The sequence below is a fragment of the Streptococcus mitis SK1080 genome (assembly GCF_000220085.1).
In the GTDB taxonomy this organism is placed as follows: domain Bacteria; phylum Bacillota; class Bacilli; order Lactobacillales; family Streptococcaceae; genus Streptococcus; species Streptococcus mitis_K.
Map to the genome: position 1 here is coordinate 210587 of NZ_AFQV01000006.1, position 22852 is coordinate 233438.

General features: G+C 40.3%; 13 protein-coding genes and 1 pseudogene. 10 read left to right on the forward strand and 4 right to left on the reverse strand.

Annotated elements, in window-relative coordinates; all coding sequences use genetic code 11:
* Positions 1-11: 11 nt before the first annotated feature.
* Complete coding sequence (locus HMPREF9957_RS04450; protein WP_004242018.1) at positions 12-4136, reverse strand: pullulanase; 4125 nt, start codon at positions 4134-4136, stop codon at positions 12-14.
* A 579-nt stretch (positions 4137-4715) separates the two neighbouring features.
* On the opposite strand from HMPREF9957_RS04450, the gene HMPREF9957_RS04455 reads away from it, so the two are divergent.
* The 4 genes from HMPREF9957_RS04455 to ndk all read left to right on the forward strand — a co-directional run bounded on the left by HMPREF9957_RS04455 (position 4716) and on the right by ndk (position 15115).
* On the forward strand, positions 4716-6713 hold the full coding sequence (locus HMPREF9957_RS04455; RefSeq protein ID WP_001071077.1) for a thiol-activated cytolysin family protein: 1998 nt from the start codon (positions 4716-4718) through the stop codon (positions 6711-6713).
* Positions 6714-7271: 558 nt separating this feature from the next.
* The gene (gene rpoB / locus HMPREF9957_RS04460) at positions 7272-10883 is read left to right on the forward strand and encodes a DNA-directed RNA polymerase subunit beta (protein ID WP_000907166.1); all 3612 of its coding nucleotides are present in this window, start codon (positions 7272-7274) and stop codon (positions 10881-10883) included.
* Positions 10884-10915: 32 nt separating this feature from the next.
* Positions 10916-14593, forward strand: a complete 3678-nt coding sequence (rpoC, locus tag HMPREF9957_RS04465; RefSeq protein ID WP_000228746.1) for a DNA-directed RNA polymerase subunit beta' — start codon at positions 10916-10918, stop codon at positions 14591-14593.
* Between the two features lie 108 nt (positions 14594-14701).
* On the forward strand, positions 14702-15115 hold the full coding sequence (gene ndk / locus HMPREF9957_RS04470) for a nucleoside-diphosphate kinase (protein WP_000438302.1): 414 nt from the start codon (positions 14702-14704) through the stop codon (positions 15113-15115).
* A 246-nt stretch (positions 15116-15361) separates the two neighbouring features.
* Here ndk and cbpC read toward each other — a convergent pair whose 3' ends face one another.
* Both cbpC and HMPREF9957_RS04480 read right to left on the reverse strand, forming a co-directional pair.
* Positions 15362-16381 carry a choline-binding protein CbpC gene (gene cbpC / locus HMPREF9957_RS04475; RefSeq protein WP_000771151.1) on the reverse strand — a complete coding sequence of 340 codons (1020 nt, stop codon included), beginning with the start codon at positions 16379-16381 and terminating at the stop codon, positions 15362-15364.
* Positions 16382-16398: 17 nt separating this feature from the next.
* Positions 16399-17661: a trypsin-like peptidase domain-containing protein gene (locus HMPREF9957_RS04480; protein ID WP_000750715.1), complete on the reverse strand. Its 1263-nt coding sequence runs from the start codon at positions 17659-17661 to the stop codon at positions 16399-16401.
* Between the two features lie 287 nt (positions 17662-17948).
* Between HMPREF9957_RS04480 and HMPREF9957_RS12460 the strand changes: the two are divergent.
* Positions 17949-18237: pseudogene (locus tag HMPREF9957_RS12460) on the forward strand (IS110 family transposase); the annotation flags it as partial.
* Positions 18238-18559: 322 nt separating this feature from the next.
* On the opposite strand, the gene HMPREF9957_RS04490 reads toward HMPREF9957_RS12460, so the two are convergent.
* Positions 18560-18730 (reverse strand): PhrA family quorum-sensing system peptide, encoded by a 171-nt coding sequence (locus HMPREF9957_RS04490; RefSeq protein ID WP_001227860.1) that lies wholly within the window; start codon positions 18728-18730, stop codon positions 18560-18562.
* A 191-nt stretch (positions 18731-18921) separates the two neighbouring features.
* On the opposite strand from HMPREF9957_RS04490, the gene HMPREF9957_RS04495 reads away from it, so the two are divergent.
* From HMPREF9957_RS04495 to lytR, 5 genes are all read left to right on the forward strand, one after another.
* On the forward strand, positions 18922-19785 hold the full coding sequence (locus HMPREF9957_RS04495) for a helix-turn-helix domain-containing protein (protein ID WP_001093622.1): 864 nt from the start codon (positions 18922-18924) through the stop codon (positions 19783-19785).
* Positions 19786-20089: 304 nt separating this feature from the next.
* Positions 20090-20710, forward strand: a complete 621-nt coding sequence (locus tag HMPREF9957_RS04500) for a hypothetical protein (RefSeq protein WP_000839912.1) — start codon at positions 20090-20092, stop codon at positions 20708-20710.
* An 84-nt stretch (positions 20711-20794) separates the two neighbouring features.
* A complete protein-coding gene (gene tsaE, locus HMPREF9957_RS04505) occupies positions 20795-21238 on the forward strand; it encodes a tRNA (adenosine(37)-N6)-threonylcarbamoyltransferase complex ATPase subunit type 1 TsaE (protein WP_000288247.1) in 444 nt (147 codons plus the stop codon).
* Positions 21228-21746 (forward strand): GNAT family N-acetyltransferase, encoded by a 519-nt coding sequence (locus HMPREF9957_RS04510; protein WP_000455543.1) that lies wholly within the window; start codon positions 21228-21230, stop codon positions 21744-21746. The genes tsaE and HMPREF9957_RS04510 overlap by 11 nt, the downstream gene beginning before the upstream one ends.
* Positions 21747-21753: 7 nt before the next feature.
* Positions 21754-22806, forward strand: coding sequence for a glycopolymer--peptidoglycan transferase LytR (gene lytR / locus HMPREF9957_RS04515; protein WP_000239275.1), 1053 nt, complete (start codon positions 21754-21756; stop codon positions 22804-22806).
* Positions 22807-22852: the final 46 nt, after the last annotated feature.

Here is a 22852-nt window from a genome sequence, read left to right on the forward strand (position 1 = left end):
CAGTAGCAGTTTTAGCTAACCCATTCACCGTTTTCATTGACCAAATAGCCTTCAACTCTTGTATTAACTGCAAGTTTACCTGATGAATCAACATAGTACCATTTGCCAGAAACTTCAAACCATTGATTTTCTTTCATAGCTCCTGATGGATCTAGATAGTACCAAGTATCTCCATCCTTAACCCAACCGGTTGACATAGAACCGTTACTATTTAGGAAGTACCAAGTATCTCCATCTTTCACCCAGCCAGTAACCATAGAGCCATCATCTTTTAGGTAATACCAAGTATCTCCATCTTTCACCCAACCAGTAGCTAGAGAACCGTCTGCTTTATGGAGATACCAGATACCATTTTCTTGTTTCCAACTAGCTTTAGTTGTCTGATTTGGAGTTTCCGGTTTCTTATTTGTATAAGCTGGAGTATAGGAAGTGACAATGGTTTGAGTAGGCGTAGATGGAAGTGATTGAGTATTATTGTCCTTACGTGGTTGTTCAGCTTGTGAATCAGTTGTAGCTTGGCTAGGTTTATTTTCTGCATCAGCTACTGTTGCAGATGGTTTAGTAGAATCAGGTTTAGCTTTTGGAGCTGGATCTTGATGTGCAGGGTGAGAAGCTTCATTTTGATGTTCAGGCTTGGAAGGGGTTGAGTCTGGTTTCTCTTCTGCAGATGACTCATGGCTAGTTCCATTTTGAGAGACTCGAAGAACAGTGGCAGTAAGGGCGTTTAATTTCAAGCCTTTTTCAGTCCATTCAAGTCCTTTCGGGTTGGCAATTCCGACTGGTCCTGCTTGGTTTTCATCGGCTAAAACTTCAGCATTTCTGAGGTGGGCAAAGGCAGTTCCCAAATTAAATTCGCGAGCTTTTTCATCCGCATTGACAAAGACTGCGTAGATATCTCCGTTTGGAGCAGTGATTTGGTAGCCAATCACTACATCTTCTTTTTCCACACCATTTTGGCCTGGGACAGTGATGAGGTGGACACGGTCCTTGATATCTTGAAGACTCTTAAGTCGGAAGGCATCTGTAGATTGACGAAGGGCAATCAACCCTTTCATATAGTCACGACTCTTGACATTTTCAGGATATGCTTTTCTATCTGTAGCTTTAGTCCAGTCAAACTTGTTGACTGCATCGCTAGAATCGTAAGAATCATGGATGAAGTAAGGATAGTCAAATGGATTGCCATCCTTATCACGCAACAAGTGAGATTTGTTTGGTTGTTTGTCCTCTGCTACTGGAGTCTTGTAGGCTGGGTCACGGAATTGTTTGGTACGTCCGTATTCTTGACCAGAGTGGATAAATGGAGTTCCTTGAGCTGTCAAGACCATGAGATTTCCAAGTCGCAAACGACGGTGGATTTCAGCATAGTTCTCAGCCTTGCTTGGGTCTTTTTTAATAGACTGAGCGATAATGTCAAAGAGGGTCAAGTTGTCATGGGCTGCGATGTATTGGATGACATCTCCAGGGCTGTCTGCTTCAAAGTTGGTTGGTTGAGCAATCAGATTTTTGAAGATAGTGTTGATATCACGCTTGCCACCTGTGATAAAAGCAGGTTGACCTTCGTTTGGATAACCAGATTTGAGGTTGTTACGGATGTCATCTGAGAAGACAGCTACAGTATCGGTGTGTTTCATCCAATCTTGGTCAGCAGCTCTAGTAGGCATGTTTTCATCACCAGCATAGGTTCTCCAACCTTCACCAAGCATGATGAGGTTTGGATTGAGGGCGCGTGCAGCCTTGTAAGCTTCTTCGATAGAAGCGGCGTCATGGTCTCCCATCATATCGAAACGGAATCCATCTACTTTGTAGGTATCAACTAGATATTTGATAGAGTCAACTAGGAGACGTTTGGTCATATGGTGAGTTGTCCCCAAACGTCCACCACCAAAGCTAGTGCGAGGTGTGCCATCAGCATCCATAAAGTGGTAGTAGTTTGGCTCTAAATCTTCAAAGATATCGACTTTGGCTGTGTGGTTATAAACGACATCTAAGATAGCTCCCATGCCACGTTTGTGGATTTCGTTGATGAGGTTTTTAAATTCTGCGATTCGTTTTTCTGGATTCTTAGGATCGCTTGAGTACATACCAGTCAAGGAGAAGTAGTTTTGAGGGTCATATCCCCAGTTGTAGTTGCTGTTGCTTGAAGCATAGTCAGATAAGCGTTCGTGGTTCTTCAACTCATTGACAAAGTAGTAAGACAAGACTGGAAGGAGCTGGATGTGGGTTACACCCAAGTCTTTGAGGTAGTCTAGTTTTTCGATAAAGGCTTCAAAGGTACCAAATGGTTTGGTCAAGTCTTTTGCGATAGCGGGATCTGAAGTGAAGTCACGCACATGAGCTTCGTAGATAACGGCATCTTCACGAGTCTTGAAGTTGTGAATCTTACCATAAGTTAAGTCTTGAGGTCCTAGTTTGGCTGGATTTACAAAGGCAGCTTTAGCCACTTTATGGGAAGCGTCTGTTTTTGCAAGATCGCTGTTCCAAGCAGCGAGAGATTTAGCGTAAGGATCGAGTGCAAGAACAGTTTTACCCTGACGCTCGATTTGGTATTGATAATAGTAGCCAGTGAAATCAGTGATTCCGAGTTTGTTTGTGCTATCTAGAGTTTGTTTCCAAGTTCCTCTTTCCCCTTTTTCAAGAGCGACAGTTCCAACCACTTTTTCAGGGTCATTCTTGTCGTAGACAACGACAGAAACCTTATCAGCACTTGGTGACCAGAGGGTCAAATCAACCTGTTTTCCTTCTTCTTTGAGGTCAGCTCCAAGTTTGCCATCATAACTGTAAGTCTCATCTTTCAGGCGCCAGCTTGTTTTGGTAGTGAATTGGTCGGAATTGTAGCTAACAGTATATGGATGTTTTGTGTCAGAGAAATCTCCGCTGTAGGTCACTTTCTTACCAGCTTCATCGATTGCAACATCGGTAATAGTTACTTTGTTTCCTAGGTGATTAGTGATGTTGGAGTGCTTGAGGATATCTTCTTTTTTAGCACCGACAAGTGTTGAAAAACTACTTTCAATGCTAGAAGTTCCTACGTGTTGAGCACCTGTCATACGGATATCATGAACATAGTATGGATTTGTGTAAATCGATTCATCATCGTCTTTTAGGAAAATTTGGCTATGATTTTTCAAATCTGTAAATTTATAATCTTCTTTACGGATTTTCACGTCGTCTCCTTGTTTGCTCTCATCTAATAGCAAAAATCCAAATTCTTTGGCGGCATCCTTAAGAGGAATGTCGATATAGCGACCATATTTGCCTGTAGCTGTAAAGTCTGTTCCGTCAGGCCATTGAGCGCTACTTGGATTTTTTACATCTCCCCAGTACCAGAGAGATTTCTTGTCATAGTTGCCGTCAGTGCGGTAATAGTTGACGCGAACAGTACCTGCAGGTTGTGGTTCGTAAGAGAAAACCTTGTAATCTTGGTCTAACCAAGCCTCGTTCATTTGTGGAACTAGTTTTTCTACAGATTTATCGCCGGTTAGATTTTTTCCAGCTGTATTGTTGATGAGGAAGCTAATTTTCTTGGCTTGTTCTCCCTTTAATTTGACATCTAGGTAATAGCCGTAGTCATCTTTTTTGGCATCCTTAAAGGACAAGGCTCCGTTAGGCCAGTTTTCAGAAGGCTTTTCAACATCATCCCAAGTCCAAAGTCCTTGAGCATCCTTGTTTTCTTCAGGAAGTTTTTTGACATGGATACGGAAGTAGTTGTCTTCGATTGGCTCTTCTGCCTTAGTTTCAGTTGCTACTGGACTCGTAGAAGTAGTTGGCTCATTTGAACGATCTTGTCCGGATTGTGGTGCTGAATCGGCGGGAGTTGCAGCAGAAGTTGATGGCTCTGTTGCAGGTTTTTCTTCTTTTTTCTCTAGGGAAGCGTTTGCATTGTTAGGTGAAGAAAAATCGCTTTCGTTCTTGCCAGCGATGTTTGTTGCATCAGTAAGAGGTTGGGCAAGGGCAGTAGTGGTTTCACTATTACTTGCGTTAGTGGTTGGTGTACTTTCGTTGGCTGAGATAGTTGGTGTAGCCATGGCAAGCAAGACAAGGCTTGCGCCGATAAGGACAGAACCAGTTCCATTTTTGAGGGAACGGATGCTGTAGACCATTTTTTTCTCAGTTTGAGCTGGGGTTTTTCTCATAATGATTCTCCAATCAATAAATTTCTATATCAGTATAGCATGTAGTAAAACAATATGCAAGCGTTTTCTTTGGTTTGTCAAAGAAATTCTTACTTTTGAGAAGTTTTCCGTATTATTTTATATATCAGTATAAATAATGGAAATAATACTCAATGAAAATCAAAGAGCAAACTAGGAAACTAGCCGCAGGCTGTACTTGAGTACGGCAAGGCGACGTTGACGTGGTTTGAAGAGATTTTCGAAGAGTATAAAAATGTCACATAAGCTAAGCCGTATTATTAGGAAGATGATGTGTTCCCAGCTATTTTTATTCAGAAATTAATCTCTAATATTTCTTTAAAAAGTTCATCTAGCGAAACTATAAATAGGAAGAGAAAAAGCTAGCGCTTCTCAAGTTTTATCTAGTTTCCAAATTATAGTATTTACTGGAAATCTAAAGAAAATATCAGAAAAATTCAGCAAACGTTTTCTTCTTATTTTCTTGACTTTTTTGCTGATTTGTGCTTGACTTTTACTTGAAATTTGATAGACTATAGACAAATAGGAAAACGTATTCATTTAAAAACGGAGGAATAAGGAATGAATCAAGAAAAACGTTTGCATCGCTTTGTCAAAAAGTGTGGACTCGGTGTGTGTAGTGCTGTTGTTGCGGCCTTTTTATTGAACGCTCAGGGAGTAGCTTTGGCTACAGAGCAAGGGAATCGTCCAGTTGAGACAGAAAACATTGCTCGTGGAAAACAAGCTAGTCAAAGTTCTACTGCTTATGGAGGAGCTGCTACACGAGCAGTGGATGGTAATGTTGATAGTGACTATGGGCACCATTCTGTAACGCATACAAACTTTGAAGACAATGCTTGGTGGCAAGTTGATCTTGGAAAAACAGAGAATGTTGGAAAAGTTAAACTTTACAATCGTGGAGATGGGAATGTAGCTAATCGTCTTTCTAATTTTGATGTTGTTTTGTTAAATGAAGCAAAACAAGAAGTTGCTCGTCAACACTTTGATAATTTGAATGGGAAGGCAGAACTTGAAGTTTTCTTCACCGCCAAAGGCGCTCGTTATGTAAAAGTGGAGTTGAAAACTAAAAATACCCCATTGAGCTTGGCAGAAGTGGAAGTATTCCGTTCAGCAACAACTCAAGTTGGACAGGATAGAACTGCACCAGTAGTAGATCAAACATCAGCATTGAAAGACTACCTTTTTGGCTTAACTTATAATCCTTTAGATATTTTAACTCGCAAGGGAGAAACCTTAGAAAATCGCTACAACACAAGTGCTAAGGAACAAAATGGAGAGTTTGTCGTTGTAGAAAAAATCAAGAAAACCCTCTCTACAGGCACAGCAGATGTTTCCATCAATGGAAATCAAAATGTCTTCCTAGGTGGCTTGTATAAGGCAAACCAAAATCTGCTAGAAAATCAGCCAGAATTGATTAGTCTTGCCCGTGCAAAGGGGACAGTCAGCGTCGATTTACCTGGTATGATTCAGTCTGACAGCCGAATTGAAGCAGATCCTACAACTAGTGGTATGCAGTCTGCGATGAATACCTTGGTTGAAAGATGGACAAAGAATTACTCATCTAGCCATTCCGTTCCTGCCCGTGTTCAGTATGAATCAACTACAGCCTATAGCATGAATCAATTGAAAGCAAAATTTGGTGCAGACTTTGAAAAAGCAGGCGCACCGCTCAAGATTGACTTTGAGGCTGTGCAAAAGGGTGAAAAGCAAATTGAAGTTGTAAACTTTAAACAAATCTACTATACAGCGACATTTGATGCACCGACTAATCCAGCAGCTGTATTTGACAAGAGTGTGACACCTGAAGATTTAAAACAAAGAGGCGTTGATTCACAAACTCCACCTGTATATGTATCAAACGTTTCTTACGGACGTCAAATCTATGTTAAGTTTGAGTCAACAAGTAAGTCTACTGAATTAAAAGCAGCTATCAATGCGGTTATCAAAGGCGCAACAATTGCTCCAAATTCTGAATGGAGCCGTCTATTGAAGAATACTTCTGTAACAGCGGTAATTGTAGGAGGTAATGCTAGCGGTGCCGCCAAAGTTGTCACAGGAACAGTCGAAAACTTGAAGGAACTCATCAGAGAAGGAGCTAACTTTAGCGCTCAAAGTCCAGCTGTGCCAATCTCATATAAGACTGCCTTCCTAAAAGATAATGCTCAAGCAACTTTACAAAATAGTACAGACTATATCGAAACGAAGGTTACTTCTTACAAAAATGGCTTCTTGAAACTTCATCATAAGGGTGCTTATGTTGCGCGTTACTACATCTATTGGGATGAAATTACATATGATGAACAAGGAAATCCAGAAATCCGTTCACGTCAATGGGAAGATAACGGAAAAAACAGAACTTCAGGCTTCCAAACAGAGATTCAATTTAGAGGAAATGTCCGTAATCTTCGTATCAAGGTTCAAGAAAAGACGGGTCTTGTATGGGAACCATGGCGTACAGTTTACAACCGCACAGACTTACCACTAGTACAACAGCGTACAATTACACATTGGGGAACAACTCTAAACCCTAAAGTTGATGAAAAAATTGTGAATGAGTAACGATTTGATTTACTTGATTCGATAGTAAACAGTGAAGAGGAGAAACTTCGATTTCTCCTCTTTTATGATTGGCTTTTGAGAGAATGAAAAGGGTAACTTCTATAGGGTATTGAAACTAGAATAGTACGTTGTTGCTATTAAAACATTTTCAAACGTCTCATACTTAATTCCACCATAAAAATCCGTTTTAGACTAATTTCCACTTCGGCAAGTCAAGTAGAAGTTACTTTGAGAAGTTACCCTACGGAAAAAATTAGCAAAAATCTACAGAATCCCTTGAAAAATCTAGCTAAATAGGGTATAATATGAGTAATCATTTGTCGTAGGTTTTGTCTGAAATATTGTCCAGACAAGGCTCACAGCAGTTAAATCTTCTGAAAAAGTCAGATTTAGCTGCTCTTTTTGTGCTTTTTTTCAGGATTTTGAGTACTTGTAACAAAGACTTAAAGATTCTGAAAATTCGTCAAGGGGACACGGTGATAGGGGTTTTACAACCATATGACGATTAGAAAAGCCTAATTGACAAGGCTTGGAACTTATTTACAAAGGAGAATCATCTTGGCAGGACATGACGTTCAATACGGGAAACATCGTACCCGTCGTAGTTTTTCAAGAATCAAAGAAGTTCTTGACTTACCAAATTTGATTGAAATTCAAACTGACTCATTCAAAGATTTCCTAGACCACGGTCTTAAGGAAGTATTTGAAGATGTATTGCCAATTTCAAACTTCACAGACACAATGGAGTTGGAATTTGTTGGATATGAAATCAAGGAACCAAAATACACGCTAGAAGAAGCTCGTATCCACGATGCTAGCTACTCAGCACCAATTTTTGTAACCTTCCGCTTGATCAATAAAGAAACAGGCGAAATCAAAACCCAAGAAGTTTTCTTTGGTGATTTCCCAATCATGACAGAAATGGGTACCTTCATCATCAATGGTGGTGAACGTATCATCGTATCTCAGTTGGTCCGCTCACCAGGTGTTTACTTTAATGACAAAGTTGACAAAAACGGTAAAGTGGGCTACGGTTCAACTGTTATTCCTAACCGTGGAGCTTGGTTGGAACTTGAAAGCGACTCAAAAGACATCGCCTACACTCGTATCGACCGTACTCGTAAGATTCCATTTACAACCTTGGTTCGTGCGCTTGGTTTCTCAGGTGATGATGAAATCTTTGATATTTTTGGTGATAGCGAATTGGTTCGCAACACTGTTGAAAAAGATATCCACAAGAATCCAATGGACTCTCGTACCGACGAAGCTTTGAAAGAAATTTACGAACGTCTTCGTCCAGGTGAGCCTAAGACTGCTGAAAGCTCACGTAGCTTGCTTGTAGCTCGTTTCTTTGACCCACGTCGCTATGACTTGGCAGCAGTTGGTCGTTACAAGATCAATAAAAAACTCAATGTTAAAACACGTTTGCTCAACCAAACCATTGCGGAGCCATTGGTAGACCCTGAAACTGGAGAAATCTTGGTAGAAGCTGGTACAATCATGACTCGTAGTGTGATTGAAAGCATTGAAAGCCATTTGGATGGTGATTTGAACAAGATTGTTTACATTCCAAATGATGCAGCTGTTGTGACTGAGCCAGTTGTTCTTCAAAAGTTCAAGGTTGTTGCACCAACGGATCCAGACCGTGTCGTAACAATCATCGGTAATGCCAATCCAGATGACAAGGTTCGTACGGTGACTCCTGCAGATATCCTTGCTGAGATGAGCTACTTCCTCAACTTGGCTGAGGGGCTTGGCCGTGTTGATGATATCGATCACCTTGGGAACCGTCGTATCCGTGCGGTTGGTGAATTGCTTGCCAACCAAGTACGCCTTGGACTTTCTCGTATGGAACGTAATGTCCGTGAACGTATGTCTGTTCAGGACAATGAAGTCTTGACACCACAACAAATTATCAATATCCGTCCTGTAACAGCTGCGGTTAAAGAATTCTTTGGTTCATCACAGTTGTCACAGTTCATGGACCAACACAACCCACTTTCTGAGTTGTCTCACAAACGCCGTTTGTCAGCCTTAGGACCTGGTGGTTTGACACGTGACCGTGCTGGATATGAAGTACGTGACGTGCACTACACTCACTACGGCCGTATGTGTCCAATCGAGACACCTGAAGGACCTAACATCGGTTTGATCAATAACTTGTCATCATATGGACACTTGAACAAGTATGGTTTTGTTCAAACACCATACCGTAAGGTTGACCGTGAAACAGGTGTTGTCACGAACGAAATCGTTTGGTTGACAGCCGATGAAGAAGATGAATTTACTGTAGCACAGGCTAATTCTCGTCTGAATGAAGATGGAACATTTGCTGAAAAAGTTGTCATGGGACGTCACCAAGGGGTCAACCAAGAGTATCCAGCTAATGTTGTTGACTACATGGACGTATCACCAAAACAGGTAGTTGCCGTTGCGACAGCATGTATTCCTTTCTTGGAAAACGATGACTCCAACCGTGCCCTTATGGGAGCCAACATGCAACGTCAGGCTGTGCCATTGATTAATCCTCAGGCACCTTACGTTGGTACTGGTATGGAATACCAAGCAGCCCACGACTCTGGAGCGGCTGTGATTGCTCAGTATGATGGTAAAGTTACTTACGCAGATGCTGACAAGGTAGAAGTTCGTCGTGAAGATGGTTCATTGGACGTTTACCACATCCAAAAATTCCGTCGTTCAAACTCAGGTACTGCCTACAACCAACGTACTCTCGTAAAAGTTGGCGATGTTGTTGAAAAAGGCGATTTCATCGCTGACGGCCCTTCTATGGAAAATGGAGAAATGGCGCTTGGACAAAACCCAATCGTTGCCTACATGACTTGGGAAGGTTACAACTTCGAGGATGCCGTTATCATGAGCGAACGCTTGGTGAAAGACGATGTCTACACATCTGTCCACCTTGAAGAATACGAATCAGAAACACGCGATACAAAGCTTGGGCCTGAAGAAATTACTCGTGAAATTCCAAACGTTGGTGAAGATGCCCTTAAAGACCTTGACGAAATGGGTATTATCCGTATCGGTGCTGAGGTTAAAGAAGGTGATATCCTTGTAGGTAAAGTAACACCTAAGGGTGAGAAAGACCTTTCAGCTGAAGAACGTCTCTTGCACGCTATCTTCGGAGATAAATCTCGTGAAGTGCGTGATACTTCTCTTCGTGTACCACACGGTGCCGATGGTGTCGTTCGTGATGTTAAGATCTTTACACGTGCAAATGGAGATGAGTTGCAATCAGGTGTTAATATGCTGGTTCGCGTCTACATCGCTCAAAAACGTAAGATCAAGGTCGGAGATAAGATGGCCGGACGTCACGGAAACAAAGGGGTTGTCTCTCGTATCGTTCCCGTAGAAGACATGCCTTACCTTCCAGACGGAACTCCAGTCGACATCATGTTGAACCCACTTGGGGTGCCATCACGTATGAATATCGGTCAGGTTATGGAGCTCCACCTTGGTATGGCTGCTCGTACTCTTGGTATTCACATCGCAACACCAGTCTTTGACGGAGCAAGTTCTGAAGATCTTTGGTCAACTGTTAAAGAAGCTGGTATGGATAGCGATGCCAAAACAATCCTTTACGATGGACGTACTGGGGAACCGTTTGATAACCGTGTGTCAGTTGGTGTCATGTACATGATCAAACTCCACCACATGGTTGATGATAAATTGCACGCGCGTTCAGTCGGACCATACTCAACCGTTACTCAACAACCACTCGGAGGTAAAGCTCAGTTTGGTGGACAACGTTTCGGTGAGATGGAGGTTTGGGCTCTTGAAGCCTACGGTGCGTCAAATGTCCTTCAAGAAATCTTGACTTACAAGTCTGACGATATCAACGGACGTTTGAAAGCTTATGAAGCTATTACAAAAGGAAAACCAATTCCAAAACCAGGTGTTCCAGAATCCTTCCGAGTTCTTGTCAAAGAATTGCAATCTCTTGGTCTTGACATGCGTGTCCTAGACGAAGATGACCAAGAAGTGGAACTTCGCGACTTGGATGAAGGAATGGACGAAGATGTCATCCACGTAGATGACCTTGAAAAAGCCCGCGAAAAAGCAGCCCAAGAGGCTAAAGCAGCCTTTGAAGCTGAAGAAGCTGAGAAAGCAACAAAAGCGGAAGCAACAGAAGAAGCTGCTGAACAAGAATAAGCAGTTCACTTAGAATAGAAAGGGAAGAAATAGTGGTTGATGTAAATCGTTTTAAAAGTATGCAAATCACCCTAGCTTCTCCAAGCAAAGTCCGTTCATGGTCTTATGGAGAAGTCAAAAAACCTGAAACAATCAATTACCGTACCTTGAAACCAGAACGTGAAGGTCTCTTTGATGAAGTTATCTTTGGACCTACAAAAGACTGGGAATGTGCTTGTGGTAAGTACAAACGCATTCGTTACAGAGGAATTGTTTGTGACCGCTGTGGGGTTGAAGTAACGCGTACAAAAGTTCGTCGTGAGCGTATGGGACATATCGAATTGAAAGCTCCTGTATCTCACATCTGGTACTTCAAGGGGATTCCAAGCCGTATGGGCTTGACCCTTGATATGAGCCCTCGTGCCCTCGAGGAAGTTATCTACTTTGCGGCTTATGTGGTGATTGATCCTAAGGACACACCACTTGAGCACAAGTCTATCATGACAGAGCGCGAATACCGTGAGCGCTTGCGTGAGTATGGTTATGGATCATTCGTTGCCAAGATGGGTGCCGAAGCTATCCAAGACCTTTTAAAACAAGTAGATCTTGAAAAAGAAATTGCTGAACTCAAAGAAGAGTTGAAAACAGCGACTGGACAAAAACGTGTCAAAGCCATCCGTCGTTTGGATGTTTTGGATGCCTTTTACAAGTCTGGAAACAAACCTGAATGGATGATTCTTAACATCCTTCCGGTTATCCCACCAGATCTTCGTCCAATGTTGCAGTTGGATGGTGGCCGTTTTGCCTCATCTGACTTGAATGACCTTTACCGCCGTGTTATCAACCGTAACAACCGTTTGGCTCGTTTGCTTGAGTTGAATGCGCCTGGTATCATCGTTCAAAATGAGAAGCGTATGCTTCAAGAAGCGGTTGACGCTTTGATTGACAATGGTCGTCGTGGTCGTCCAATCACAGGACCAGGTAGCCGTCCTCTTAAATCATTGAGCCATATGCTTAAAGGTAAACAAGGACGCTTCCGTCAAAACTTGCTCGGTAAACGTGTTGACTTTTCAGGACGTTCCGTTATTGCCGTTGGTCCAACGCTTAAGATGTACCAATGTGGTGTGCCACGTGAAATGGCGATAGAGCTCTTTAAGCCATTCGTGATGCGTGAAATCGTTGCCCGTGATATCGTGCAAAACGTCAAAGCAGCTAAACGCTTGGTGGAACGCGGAGATGAGCGTATCTGGGATATTCTTGAAGAAGTAATCAAAGAGCACCCAGTACTTTTGAACCGCGCACCGACCCTTCACCGTTTGGGTATCCAAGCCTTCGAGCCAGTCTTGATTGATGGTAAGGCCCTTCGCTTGCACCCACTTGTCTGTGAAGCCTACAATGCCGACTTTGACGGGGACCAAATGGCCATCCACGTACCGCTTTCAGAAGAAGCCCAAGCAGAAGCTCGTATCCTCATGCTCGCTGCTGAGCACATCTTGAACCCGAAAGACGGTAAACCAGTTGTTACTCCATCTCAGGACATGGTTTTGGGTAACTACTATTTGACCATGGAAGAAGCTGGTCGTGAAGGTGAAGGAATGGTCTTCAAAGACCGTGACGAAGCGGTTATGGCTTACCGTAATGGTTATGTTCATCTCCACTCACGTGTTGGTATCGCAACAGACAGCCTCAACAAGCCTTGGACAGAAGAGCAAAAACATAAAGTCTTGCTTACAACAGTTGGTAAAATTCTCTTCAACGACATCATGCCAGAGGGTCTACCATACTTGCAAGAACCAAACAATGCCAACTTGACAGAAGGCGTTCCAGCTAAATACTTCTTGCCACTTGGTGGAGATATCAAGGAAGCTATCAGCAATCTTGAACTTAACCCTCCATTCAAGAAGAAAAACCTTGGGAATATCATCGCTGAAATCTTCAAACGTTTCCGTACGACAGAAACTTCTGCCCTACTTGACCGCATGAAGAACCTCGGTTACCACCACTCAACTCTTGCAGGATTGACAGTGGGTATTGCCGATATCCCAGTCGTTGACGACAAGGCTGAAATCATTGAAGAATCACACAAACGTGTAGAACAAATCACCAAACAATTCCGTCGTGGTATGATCACAGACGACGAGCGTTACAATGCTGTTACAGCAGAATGGCGTGCTGCCCGTGAAAAACTAGAGAAACGTTTGATTGCCAACCAAGATCCTAAGAACCCAATCGTTATGATGATGGACTCTGGAGCCCGTGGTAATATCTCAAACTTCTCACAGCTTGCCGGTATGCGTGGTCTGATGGCTGCTCCGAACGGACGTATCATGGAATTGCCAATCCTTTCAAACTTCCGTGAAGGTTTGTCGGTATTGGAAATGTTCTTCTCAACTCACGGTGCGCGTAAAGGTATGACCGATACGGCCCTTAAGACAGCCGACTCAGGTTACTTGACTCGTCGTTTGGTTGACGTTGCCCAAGACGTTATCATCCGTGAAGACGACTGTGGAACAGACCGTGGCCTCTTGATCCGCTCTATCGCAGAAGGAAAAGAGATGATCGAGTCACTCGAAGAGCGTCTCAATGGTCGTTACACTAAGAAAACTGTTAAACATCCAGAAACTGGTGCAGTGATTATCGGTCCAAATGAGTTGATTACAGAAGACAAAGCGCGTGAAATTGTCAATGCTGGTGTGGAAGAAGTGACTATCCGCTCTGTATTTACATGTAACACTCGTCACGGTGTCTGCCGTCACTGTTACGGTATCAACTTGGCGACTGGTGATGCGGTTGAAGTTGGTGAAGCAGTTGGTACAATCGCTGCCCAATCTATCGGGGAACCTGGTACACAGCTTACAATGCGTACCTTCCACACGGGTGGGGTTGCCTCAAATACCGATATCACTCAGGGTCTTCCTCGTGTCCAAGAAATCTTTGAAGCCCGTAATCCTAAAGGGGAAGCGGTTATCACAGAGGTTAAAGGACAAGTTACCGCTATCGAAGAAGATGCATCAACCCGTACTAAGAAAGTCTTTGTTAAGGGTGAAACTGGCGAAGGGGAATATGTTGTTCCATTTACCGCTCGTATGCGTGTCGAAGTTGGGGACCAAGTAGCGCGTGGTGCTGCTCTTACAGAAGGTTCTATCCAACCAAAACGTCTCCTTGCAGTCCGCGATGTCTTGTCAGTTGAAACTTACCTTCTCGGTGAAGTACAAAAAGTTTACCGTAGCCAAGGGGTAGAAATCGGTGACAAACACATCGAGGTAATGGTTCGTCAAATGATCCGTAAAGTCCGTGTCATGGATCCAGGAGATACAGACCTTCTCATGGGTACCCTTATGGATATCAATGACTTTACAGATGCCAACAAAGATGTCCTTATCGCAGGTGGAGTTCCAGCGACAGGTCGCCCAGTTCTTATGGGAATTACCAAAGCCTCGCTTGAAACCAACAGTTTCTTGTCAGCGGCTTCCTTCCAGGAAACAACTCGTGTCCTTACAGATGCAGCTATCCGTGGTAAGAAAGACCATCTTCTTGGACTTAAAGAAAATGTTATCATTGGTAAGATCATCCCAGCAGGTACTGGTATGGCCCGTTACCGTAACCTTGAACCACATGCTATCAACGAAGAAGAATACCTTAATCCTCCAGTAGAGGAAGAAGGAAATGAAGAAACAACAGAAGTAGTTGTGGATACTGCCGTTGAAACTGTGGAAGAAACAGTAGAATAAGAGAGAATGAGAGAGCCTTCGGGTTCTCTTTCTCTTTTCTGAAAACTTTCTCCATTTTTCCATGAAATGTGGTAAAATAAAAGAAAGAAGCTGACAAAGGAGACGGGCATGGAACAAACATTTTTTATCATTAAACCAGACGGTGTAAAAAGAGGATTAGTGGGTGAGGTGTTGAAACGCATCGAACAACGTGGATTGACAATTGAAAAATTGGAGTTGCGTACAAAGGTTTCAGAAGAGTTGATTGATCAGCACTATCAGGACTTGGTTGGTCAAAGTTTTTACCCACCGATTCGTGAATTTATGACTTCAGGACCGGTTCTTGTAGGTATCATTTCTGGTCCCAAAGTAATCGAAACTTGGCGGACTATGATGGGTGCGACTCGTCCAGAAGAAGCTTTACCAGGAACGATTCGAGGTGATTTTGCAAAAGCTGCTAGTGAAAACCAAGCTATTCAAAATGTTGTACATGGTTCAGATTCAGAAGAGTCAGCTAAGCGAGAAATTGCTCTTTGGTTTTAAGAGTTGATTGACTAAATAGATTGGTTAAAAGCTCATTTGAATAGAAAGTATAGTCACATAAAAAAGAAAGGACTAACTTCGTCCTTTCTCGTTCTTAGCTTTTCTTCAATTTACTACAGTAGATAAACATACTGAATAGCTACTGTCTTGACTCATTTAATTCTTAAAAATTGATAGAGTTGACAAATGGTAGAAAAAAGCCCTTTTACTAAGTTAAGTATCAACTACAGTTACGATTAGCATTCGTTACTTAACCCACTCACCATTATAGTTTACGTAGTAACCATCTACTGTGGTATTAACAGCTAGAGCACCTGAACCATACGCATAGTACCATTTACCATTGACTTGGAACCAGCCTGTCTTCATATCTCCATTACTTGCATTTAGGTAGTACCAAGTTGAACCATCTTGATACCAACCAGTTGCCATAGCTCCTGATGAACGGAGATAGTACCACTTGTTACCAAGGTTTTGCCAACCAGTTTTCATATCGCCATTTGGCTGATCTAAATAATACCAAGTGGTACCTTCTTGATACCAGCCAGTTACCATTGCGCCTGATGAACGGAGGTAGTACCACTTATTGCCAAGTTGATACCAACCAGTTTGCATGATTCCAGTTTTTGGATCCAAGTAGTACCATGGAGCAGGTTTGCTTCTATCAATGTCAATAGTAACATGAAAATCTTGAGTCCAACCCTTAGCAACTTCACCAATTGGTAGTGGATTGTAAGAATCATCGCCAAAATTTCCTAGCTTATTTAAATAATACCAATTGCCGTCTTCATAAATCCAGCCTGTCTTTACAGCATAATTATTATCAAAATAATAAGTTCTCTTTTCAGCAGATAGAGGATATTGTTCACCGTATACTTTTCCTGTATTTTCAGACGTTTTTGCCTCTAGTACTTGTTTATCTGTTTGTTCTAGCAAAGCACCATCTTGTCCAAAATAGTACCACTTCTCCTGAAGGCCAATTTCGAAGACTGGACGATTATCAAATAAATCATCACGATAACCTGTTCCAGGAATTTCTAAGTATTGCCATCCAACTACCATTTCTCCTTTATCACCAAAATAGTAAGTTTTACCGTCTATTTTATGCCAATAGATTGCTTTATGATCATCTTTTACATAATATTTTCTATTATCCTTATCAACAAATTGACCACCTGTGGTATCCGCAAATACAGTATTTGTAGTTAGCAAACCAAAGAAAAATGCTGTTAGTCCAACTTGCATAGTTTTTTTTAAAAGTTTCATTTATATGTCCTCTAATATTAAATCCACTCACCAGATGAGGCGAAATTATAAACTTTACCATCGATAGTTTGGCTACCTGTAACCATTGCTCCAGAGGAGTTGAGATAATACCAATTTTCTCCTACTTTTATCCAACCTGTCTTCATATCTCCATTAGTAGGATCTAGATAGTACCATGTTGAACCATCTTTATACCATCCAGTCTTCATATCACCATTGGTCTTATCGAAATAATACCATCTTCCTCGTACATATTTCCAACCTGTGGACATTGAACCAGAGGTTTCAAGATAATACCATTTGCCATTTATACTTTGCCAACCTGTTTGTTTATTACTGTTCTTATAATAATACCAAGTATCACTAATCAACTTCCATCCATCAATTGAATGCCCTTGAATAACAGAATAGATGAAAGATAGAGCCTTCTCATTTAACTTAACAGCATAATTCATCTGTTCTGACTTACTCCCATTAGTATGAACTCCAACAATCCTATTATTAGAATCATATACTGCTGAACCACTAGCACCAGGTAAAGTATCTACTTGATAGAATAAAAAATCATTTGTATCTTGAAGTACCGCTTTTGTATCAGTATACATCTGCTTAATATGCTTATTAAAAGAAGGGTATCCTGTAATTGTTACATCTAGATTTTTAGTATTTTCTAAATTATTTGGAAGTCCTAACGTCCCTAATTGAGCACCAATCGGTTCTTCCAAAATTAAAACTGCTAAGTCATATGTAGTAAGCTCATCTGGATCAGTATTTCTAAATTCTTTTAAATAACGAACTTCTTTGACTTTTATTTCTCCAAATGGATTGCTATCTGGAGTAGCTGCAGGCATAATCTTTACTTCAGTTGCTTCTGTTTTAGACTCACGGTCATAAACGACATGAGCTGCTGTAATCAAAACATTGTCTTTGATAAAGGAAGCACTTCCTCTACTAATTACTATTGAATCTATATTTTTAAATGTTGCTTCTACATAAGCTGATGTAGAATAAGGATATTGTAAAGTATTTTTTACCTTAATTAAATCATTGTTACCAATAATGGCTTCTGACTGATTTGTATAATATTGACCATAAGTTGGTGAAACATTCGGAAGTGAAAAATTATTATTTCCTGGACTCTCTTGTAATGTTTCACTTACCTCATACTCCTCGCCTGTACTTGAAATAACAGTCAAAGCAGATACTGCCGGTAGCTGGCTTGCTAATAAAGTACTAGCAATAATTGAAATACCGAATTTGTGATAAAATGTTTTCTTCATTTTTATAATTCATTCCTTTCATTTCACTCAAGGCACAACACAGAATGAAAAAGTGTTGTGCTCTTTATTTTGTTTTATAATAATAGTCAGAAAGCCTATCACTACTACAAATCACGGGGAGGTGAATAAGTGAGTGGTATAGCCACTATCTCGCATTTTTATAGGTGCCATTCTTTCCATCAAGCACAAGAACTGTGACTAGGAGCACGTAAACTTATAATTGAATAAACAACTCGTTTGTGAAAGGAAAGGATAGGCAGACTCAAATTTGGTGAAGGGAGACTCTCGTGTTAAAAATTATTTATCCTAATTGTTGTGATATTGATGTGCATAAAACCTTTGTTATAGCGGTTATTGCCATCACCGACAAGCAAGGAATCACAACCTACCATCGTAAACGTTTCTCGACTTTTACAAATGGTTTAGTACAGCTACGAGATTGGCTAGAATACTATTCTTGCTTTGATGTCTGTATGGAATCCACCGGTAAATATTGGATTCCTGTCTTCAATATCCTTGATCCTTGAAAAATCCTGCAACATTTGCTTGGCTCACCCCAAGTATGTTAAAACTATCATCGCTATTTGTCGCAGATTATTGGTTGCCATCTACCATGTACTCCTAAAACAGGAGAGTTATAATCCAAGATTACAAGGTCTTACAGAAATAAGAAATTCAGATCAGACAATGTCTGTCCAAGATGCTGTTCGTTTTGCACAACAGCACGGATTCAAGGTGCTTGAATTTTAAAGGTTGGGTATCAAGACCTCTTTTTAGTGTGCCCAAAATTTAGAGAAGTAATCAATCAACTAACTTTTATTTTTTCAAACTTACCCCTACCATTTTTAATGAATAATAAAAGCGAATATACTAGAGACTAATTCTATTCCATTATTCTTTAATCAGCCTTTCCAACATCAAGTCCATTCGATTTTTTTTGTGATTGTACTCGAACTTCCAATTGTCTATTCTTCTGAACAAACTGTTGATAGGGAATTGTATTACCAAATGCAAGAACACTTAGTAATACAAATATAACTATTTTTTTAATTCCACGTTTTTTTCTCATGCAATGAAACCCCTTTCTGTTTCCTTGTTTTTATTTTAACAGATATATTTTATTTAGTCAATTGTTTTTATTATGTTTTGAACTTTTTTTTCTCATTATTACCATGAGGAATTATTTATTTCTTTAACTTGCTATTTTGAACTAAAAATTTTATAATGAAATTAAGCAAATAGGAAGGATTATTATCTTTAATGAATACACTCGCAGAGAAATTCAGATTGAAAAGAAAAGAGTTGAGACTCTCCCAACAAACTCTTGCAGAAGGAATTTGTGAACAAAGCCAGATTAGTAAAATTGAGAGAGGGCATTTCATTCCCTCCGCAGACCTTTTGTTCAAACTCTCCCAACGACTTGAAGTACCATTAGATTATTTTTTTAATGAACAAATTGAAATTAAATCTAACCTCTCTAATTTCAAGCAATTATCTGCTCGCCTATTAGATGATAGAAATTATGACGATTTGGAATATATTTATAGAATAGAGATTGAACGAAGTACTTTTCTAACACTAGAAGACCGAACTTACCTTGAATGGATTAAAGCTATTATTGACTTCTATCAATATGACAGTAAGTGTGAGGCAATTTCTTCATTGGAAAATATATTATTAAAAGTCTCCTCAACTACTCTGATTTACTTAAAAGTATTAAACACACTGTCTAACTTCTATTCCCTTGTTGGTCGTGAAGAAGATTATGAAGCAAACTACTCTCATTTGATGGAGTTATATCAGACAAAAAATTTTGAGCATCAAGAGTTTTTATTTGGGTACATCAGAGTTCGTTACAACTACGCTCACTACCTAGTGTCAAAGGAAAAATATAACGAAGCTATCCAAGAAGCTCTTGAGACGATTGAACTCTGTAAACAAAGACAGACAAGCTACCAACTGGCTCCTCTACTTATTCTTGTAGGAAATGCTGGAGCCAAATTTCTAGACAGAGAACAAGTCAAAAATTATTATATAGAAGCAAGAGAGTTATGTAAGATTTATAACAATCCTTTAATGTTGATGAAGATAGAAAATTATTTGAAGGAATTAGATACTGTTTAGTTAATCTTGACATTATAGTTTTTCTGAAACGTTAAATAACCTGTAAGGCTGATAGTGAAATGAATACTATCAGCCTTATTTCAAGTTTATATTCTTCCAAAATCTCTTCAAACCACGTCAGCTCTATCTGAACCTCAAAACAGTGTTTTGAGCAACCTGTGGCTAGCATCCTAGTTTGCTCTTTGATTTTCATTGAGTATTAGTCTCTAGTGTTTGTTTAGCGTCTTAAAGAGACATTTGAGAAGATTGGAAACAGTTCTCTCTTTTCTCCTAGTATAATGATTGGTAGGAAGGGAGAGAAAAGATGAAATCAATGAGAATCTTATTTTTGTTAGCTTTAATTCAAATCAGTTTGAGTAGCTGTTTCCTATGGAAGGAATGCATCTTGTCCTTTAAACAAAGTACAGCTTTTTTCATCGGAAGTATGGTCTTCGTTTCAGGAATCTGTGCTGGAGTAAATTATCTTTATACCCGTAAGCAAGAAGTTCATAGTGTCCTAGCCAGTAAGCAGTCAGTGAAGCTTCTTTACAGTACCCTGCTCTTAATTAATTTGTTAGGAGCTGTTCTTGTCCTGTCAGATAACTTGTTCATCAAAAATACGCTGCAGCAAGAATTAGTTGACTTTTTATTGCCGTCCTTTTTCTTTCTATTTGGGCTAGATTTGCTGATTTTTTTACCCTTGAAAAAATACATGCGCGATTTGCTTGCTATGCTAGATAGAAAAAAGACAGTGTTGGTGACTATTTTAGCAACACTTCTTTTCTTAAGAAATCCAATGACCATTGTATCACTTCTGATGTATATTGGACTGGGTTTGTTTTTTGCAGCCTATCTTGTCCCAAATTCTGTTAAAAAGGAAGTTTCCTTTTATGGTCATATTTTCCGAGATCTTGTATTGGTCATTGCTACGCTCATTTTCTTTTAGAGAAAGCTTGTTTTTATGGATGTTATGATGGTAAGTTTAGTAGGAAAATAGACACAAAAGAAAAGTTTTTGGTATAATAAGAGTATGTACACAAAAAATGAAGAAGAGCTACAATCCTTAGGGGAGCGTTTGGGTCATCTATTAGCAAAGAATGATGTTTTAATCTTAACTGGAGAACTGGGCGCAGGTAAAACGACCTTTACTAAAGGACTTGCGAAAGGATTGCAGATTTCTCAAATGATTAAAAGTCCCACCTATACTATCGTAAGAGAGTATGAGGGGCGTCTTCCGCTTTACCATTTAGATGTTTATCGTATTGGAGGAGATGCGGATTCTATTGATTTGGATGAATTTCTCTTTGGTGGAGGCGTGACTGTTATTGAGTGGGGAAATCTCTTAGGAGATGCCTTGCCAGATACTTATTTAGAGTTGGAAATTCTAAAAGAAGAAGACGGTCGCCGTTTAAATTTTCAGGCAAAGGGTTTGCGTGCAGAAAAACTCTTGGAGGAGCTTCAACATGGAGTATGAATTGCTCATTAGAGAAGCAGAGCCTAAAGATGCAGCTGAATTAGTGGCCTTTTTAAATCGTGTGAGTTTGGAGACATATTTTACCAGTCTGGACGGGGAAGGTATTCTATTGACCAGTGAGGAGATGGGAGTATTCCTCAACAAGCAAGCTAGTTCGGACAATCAGATAACCTTACTTGCATTCTTAAATGATAAAATTGCTGGTATTGTAAATATCACAGCTGACCAGCGTAAGAGAGTTCGTCATATTGGAGATCTCTTTATTGTGATTGGAAAAAGATATTGGAATAATGGCTTGGGAAGTTTGTTGCTAGAAGAAGCGATAGAGTGGGCACAAGCAAGTGGCATTCTGCGTCGTCTCCAACTGACTGTCCAAACTCGTAATCAAGCAGCAGTCCATCTTTATCAAAAGCATGGCTTTGTAATTGAAGGTCGCCAAGAGCGTGGAGCATATATAGAAGAAGGGAAATTTATCGATGTTTACTTGATGGGTAAACTGATAGATTAGTAGAAATATGGTTAAAAAAATTATTGGAATGGTGCTGGCTTTACTTTCTGTAACTGTAGTAGGAGCAGGTATTTTTGCTTATACTATTTATCAACAAGGGACAGAAACCTTAGCTAAAACCTATAAAAAAATCGGCGAAGAAACCAAGGTTATTGAAGCGACTGAACCTTTGACCATTCTGTTAATGGGGGTTGATACTGGAAATGCTGAACGAACTGAAACTTGGGTCGGTAGAAGTGATAGCATGATCTTGATGACAGTGAATCCTAAAACAAAAAAAACAACGATGATGAGTTTAGAGCGGGATATTCTGACCCGCATTGAATCAGGGAATGGTCAGGCTCATGAAGCGAAACTGAATTCAGCATATGCAGATGGTGGAGCAGAGCTTGCTATAGAAACCATTCAAAAAATGATGAATATCCATATTGATCGCTATGTGATGGTCAATATGAAAGGGTTGCAAAAACTAGTGGATGCAGTAGGTGGTATTACAGTCAATAATACCCTAGGTTTCCCAATTTCTATCAGTGACCAAGAAGAATTTAATACCATTTCTATCGGTGTTGGGGAGCAACATATTGGGGGAGAAGAAGCCCTAGTCTATGCACGAATGCGTTACCAAGATCCTGAGGGAGATTATGGTCGTCAAAAACGTCAACGTGAAGTTATTCAAAAAGTCATGGAAAAAGCTCTCAGTTTAAATAGCGTTGGTCATTATCAAGAGATTCTAAAAGCTTTGAGTGATAATATGCAGACCAATATTGATTTGTCTGCAAAAAGTATCCCTAACTTGCTAGGCTATAAAGATTCATTTAAAACCATTGAAACTCAGCAGTTGCAGGGTGAAGGAGAGATGCTTCAAGGTGTTTCTTACCAGGTTGTTTCGAGAGCCCATATGTTGGAAATGCAAAATCTACTCCGACGTTCTTTGGGACAAGAAGAAGTTACCCAGGTCGAAACCAATGCGGTCTTATTTGAAGATTTGTTTGGACGGGTGCCTGTTGGTGATGGAGATAATCAAGAACAAGGTGTCTTTGTAACAAATGAAGTAGAATAGTTCATTTGTTGATAAAAATAAAAAATCAATCGTAGGAAAATTCCTG

Excerpts from the sequence above, each read along its gene's own strand:
- HMPREF9957_RS04450 (WP_004242018.1), bottom strand. The coding sequence starts at position 4,136 with ATGAGAAAAACCCCAGCTCAAACTGAGAAAAAAATGGTCTACAGCATC.
- HMPREF9957_RS04455 (WP_001071077.1), top strand. The coding sequence starts at position 4,716 with ATGAATCAAGAAAAACGTTTGCATCGCTTTGTCAAAAAGTGTGGACTC.
- ndk (WP_000438302.1), top strand. The coding sequence starts at position 14,702 with ATGGAACAAACATTTTTTATCATTAAACCAGACGGTGTAAAAAGAGGA.
- cbpC (WP_000771151.1), bottom strand. The coding sequence starts at position 16,381 with ATGAAACTTTTAAAAAAAACTATGCAAGTTGGACTAACAGCATTTTTC.
- HMPREF9957_RS04480 (WP_000750715.1), bottom strand. The coding sequence starts at position 17,661 with ATGAAGAAAACATTTTATCACAAATTCGGTATTTCAATTATTGCTAGT.
- HMPREF9957_RS04490 (WP_001227860.1), bottom strand. The coding sequence starts at position 18,730 with ATGAGAAAAAAACGTGGAATTAAAAAAATAGTTATATTTGTATTACTA.
- HMPREF9957_RS04495 (WP_001093622.1), top strand. The coding sequence starts at position 18,922 with ATGAATACACTCGCAGAGAAATTCAGATTGAAAAGAAAAGAGTTGAGA.
- HMPREF9957_RS04500 (WP_000839912.1), top strand. The coding sequence starts at position 20,090 with ATGAAATCAATGAGAATCTTATTTTTGTTAGCTTTAATTCAAATCAGT.
- tsaE (WP_000288247.1), top strand. The coding sequence starts at position 20,795 with ATGTACACAAAAAATGAAGAAGAGCTACAATCCTTAGGGGAGCGTTTG.
- HMPREF9957_RS04510 (WP_000455543.1), top strand. The coding sequence starts at position 21,228 with ATGGAGTATGAATTGCTCATTAGAGAAGCAGAGCCTAAAGATGCAGCT.
- lytR (WP_000239275.1), top strand. The coding sequence starts at position 21,754 with ATGGTTAAAAAAATTATTGGAATGGTGCTGGCTTTACTTTCTGTAACT.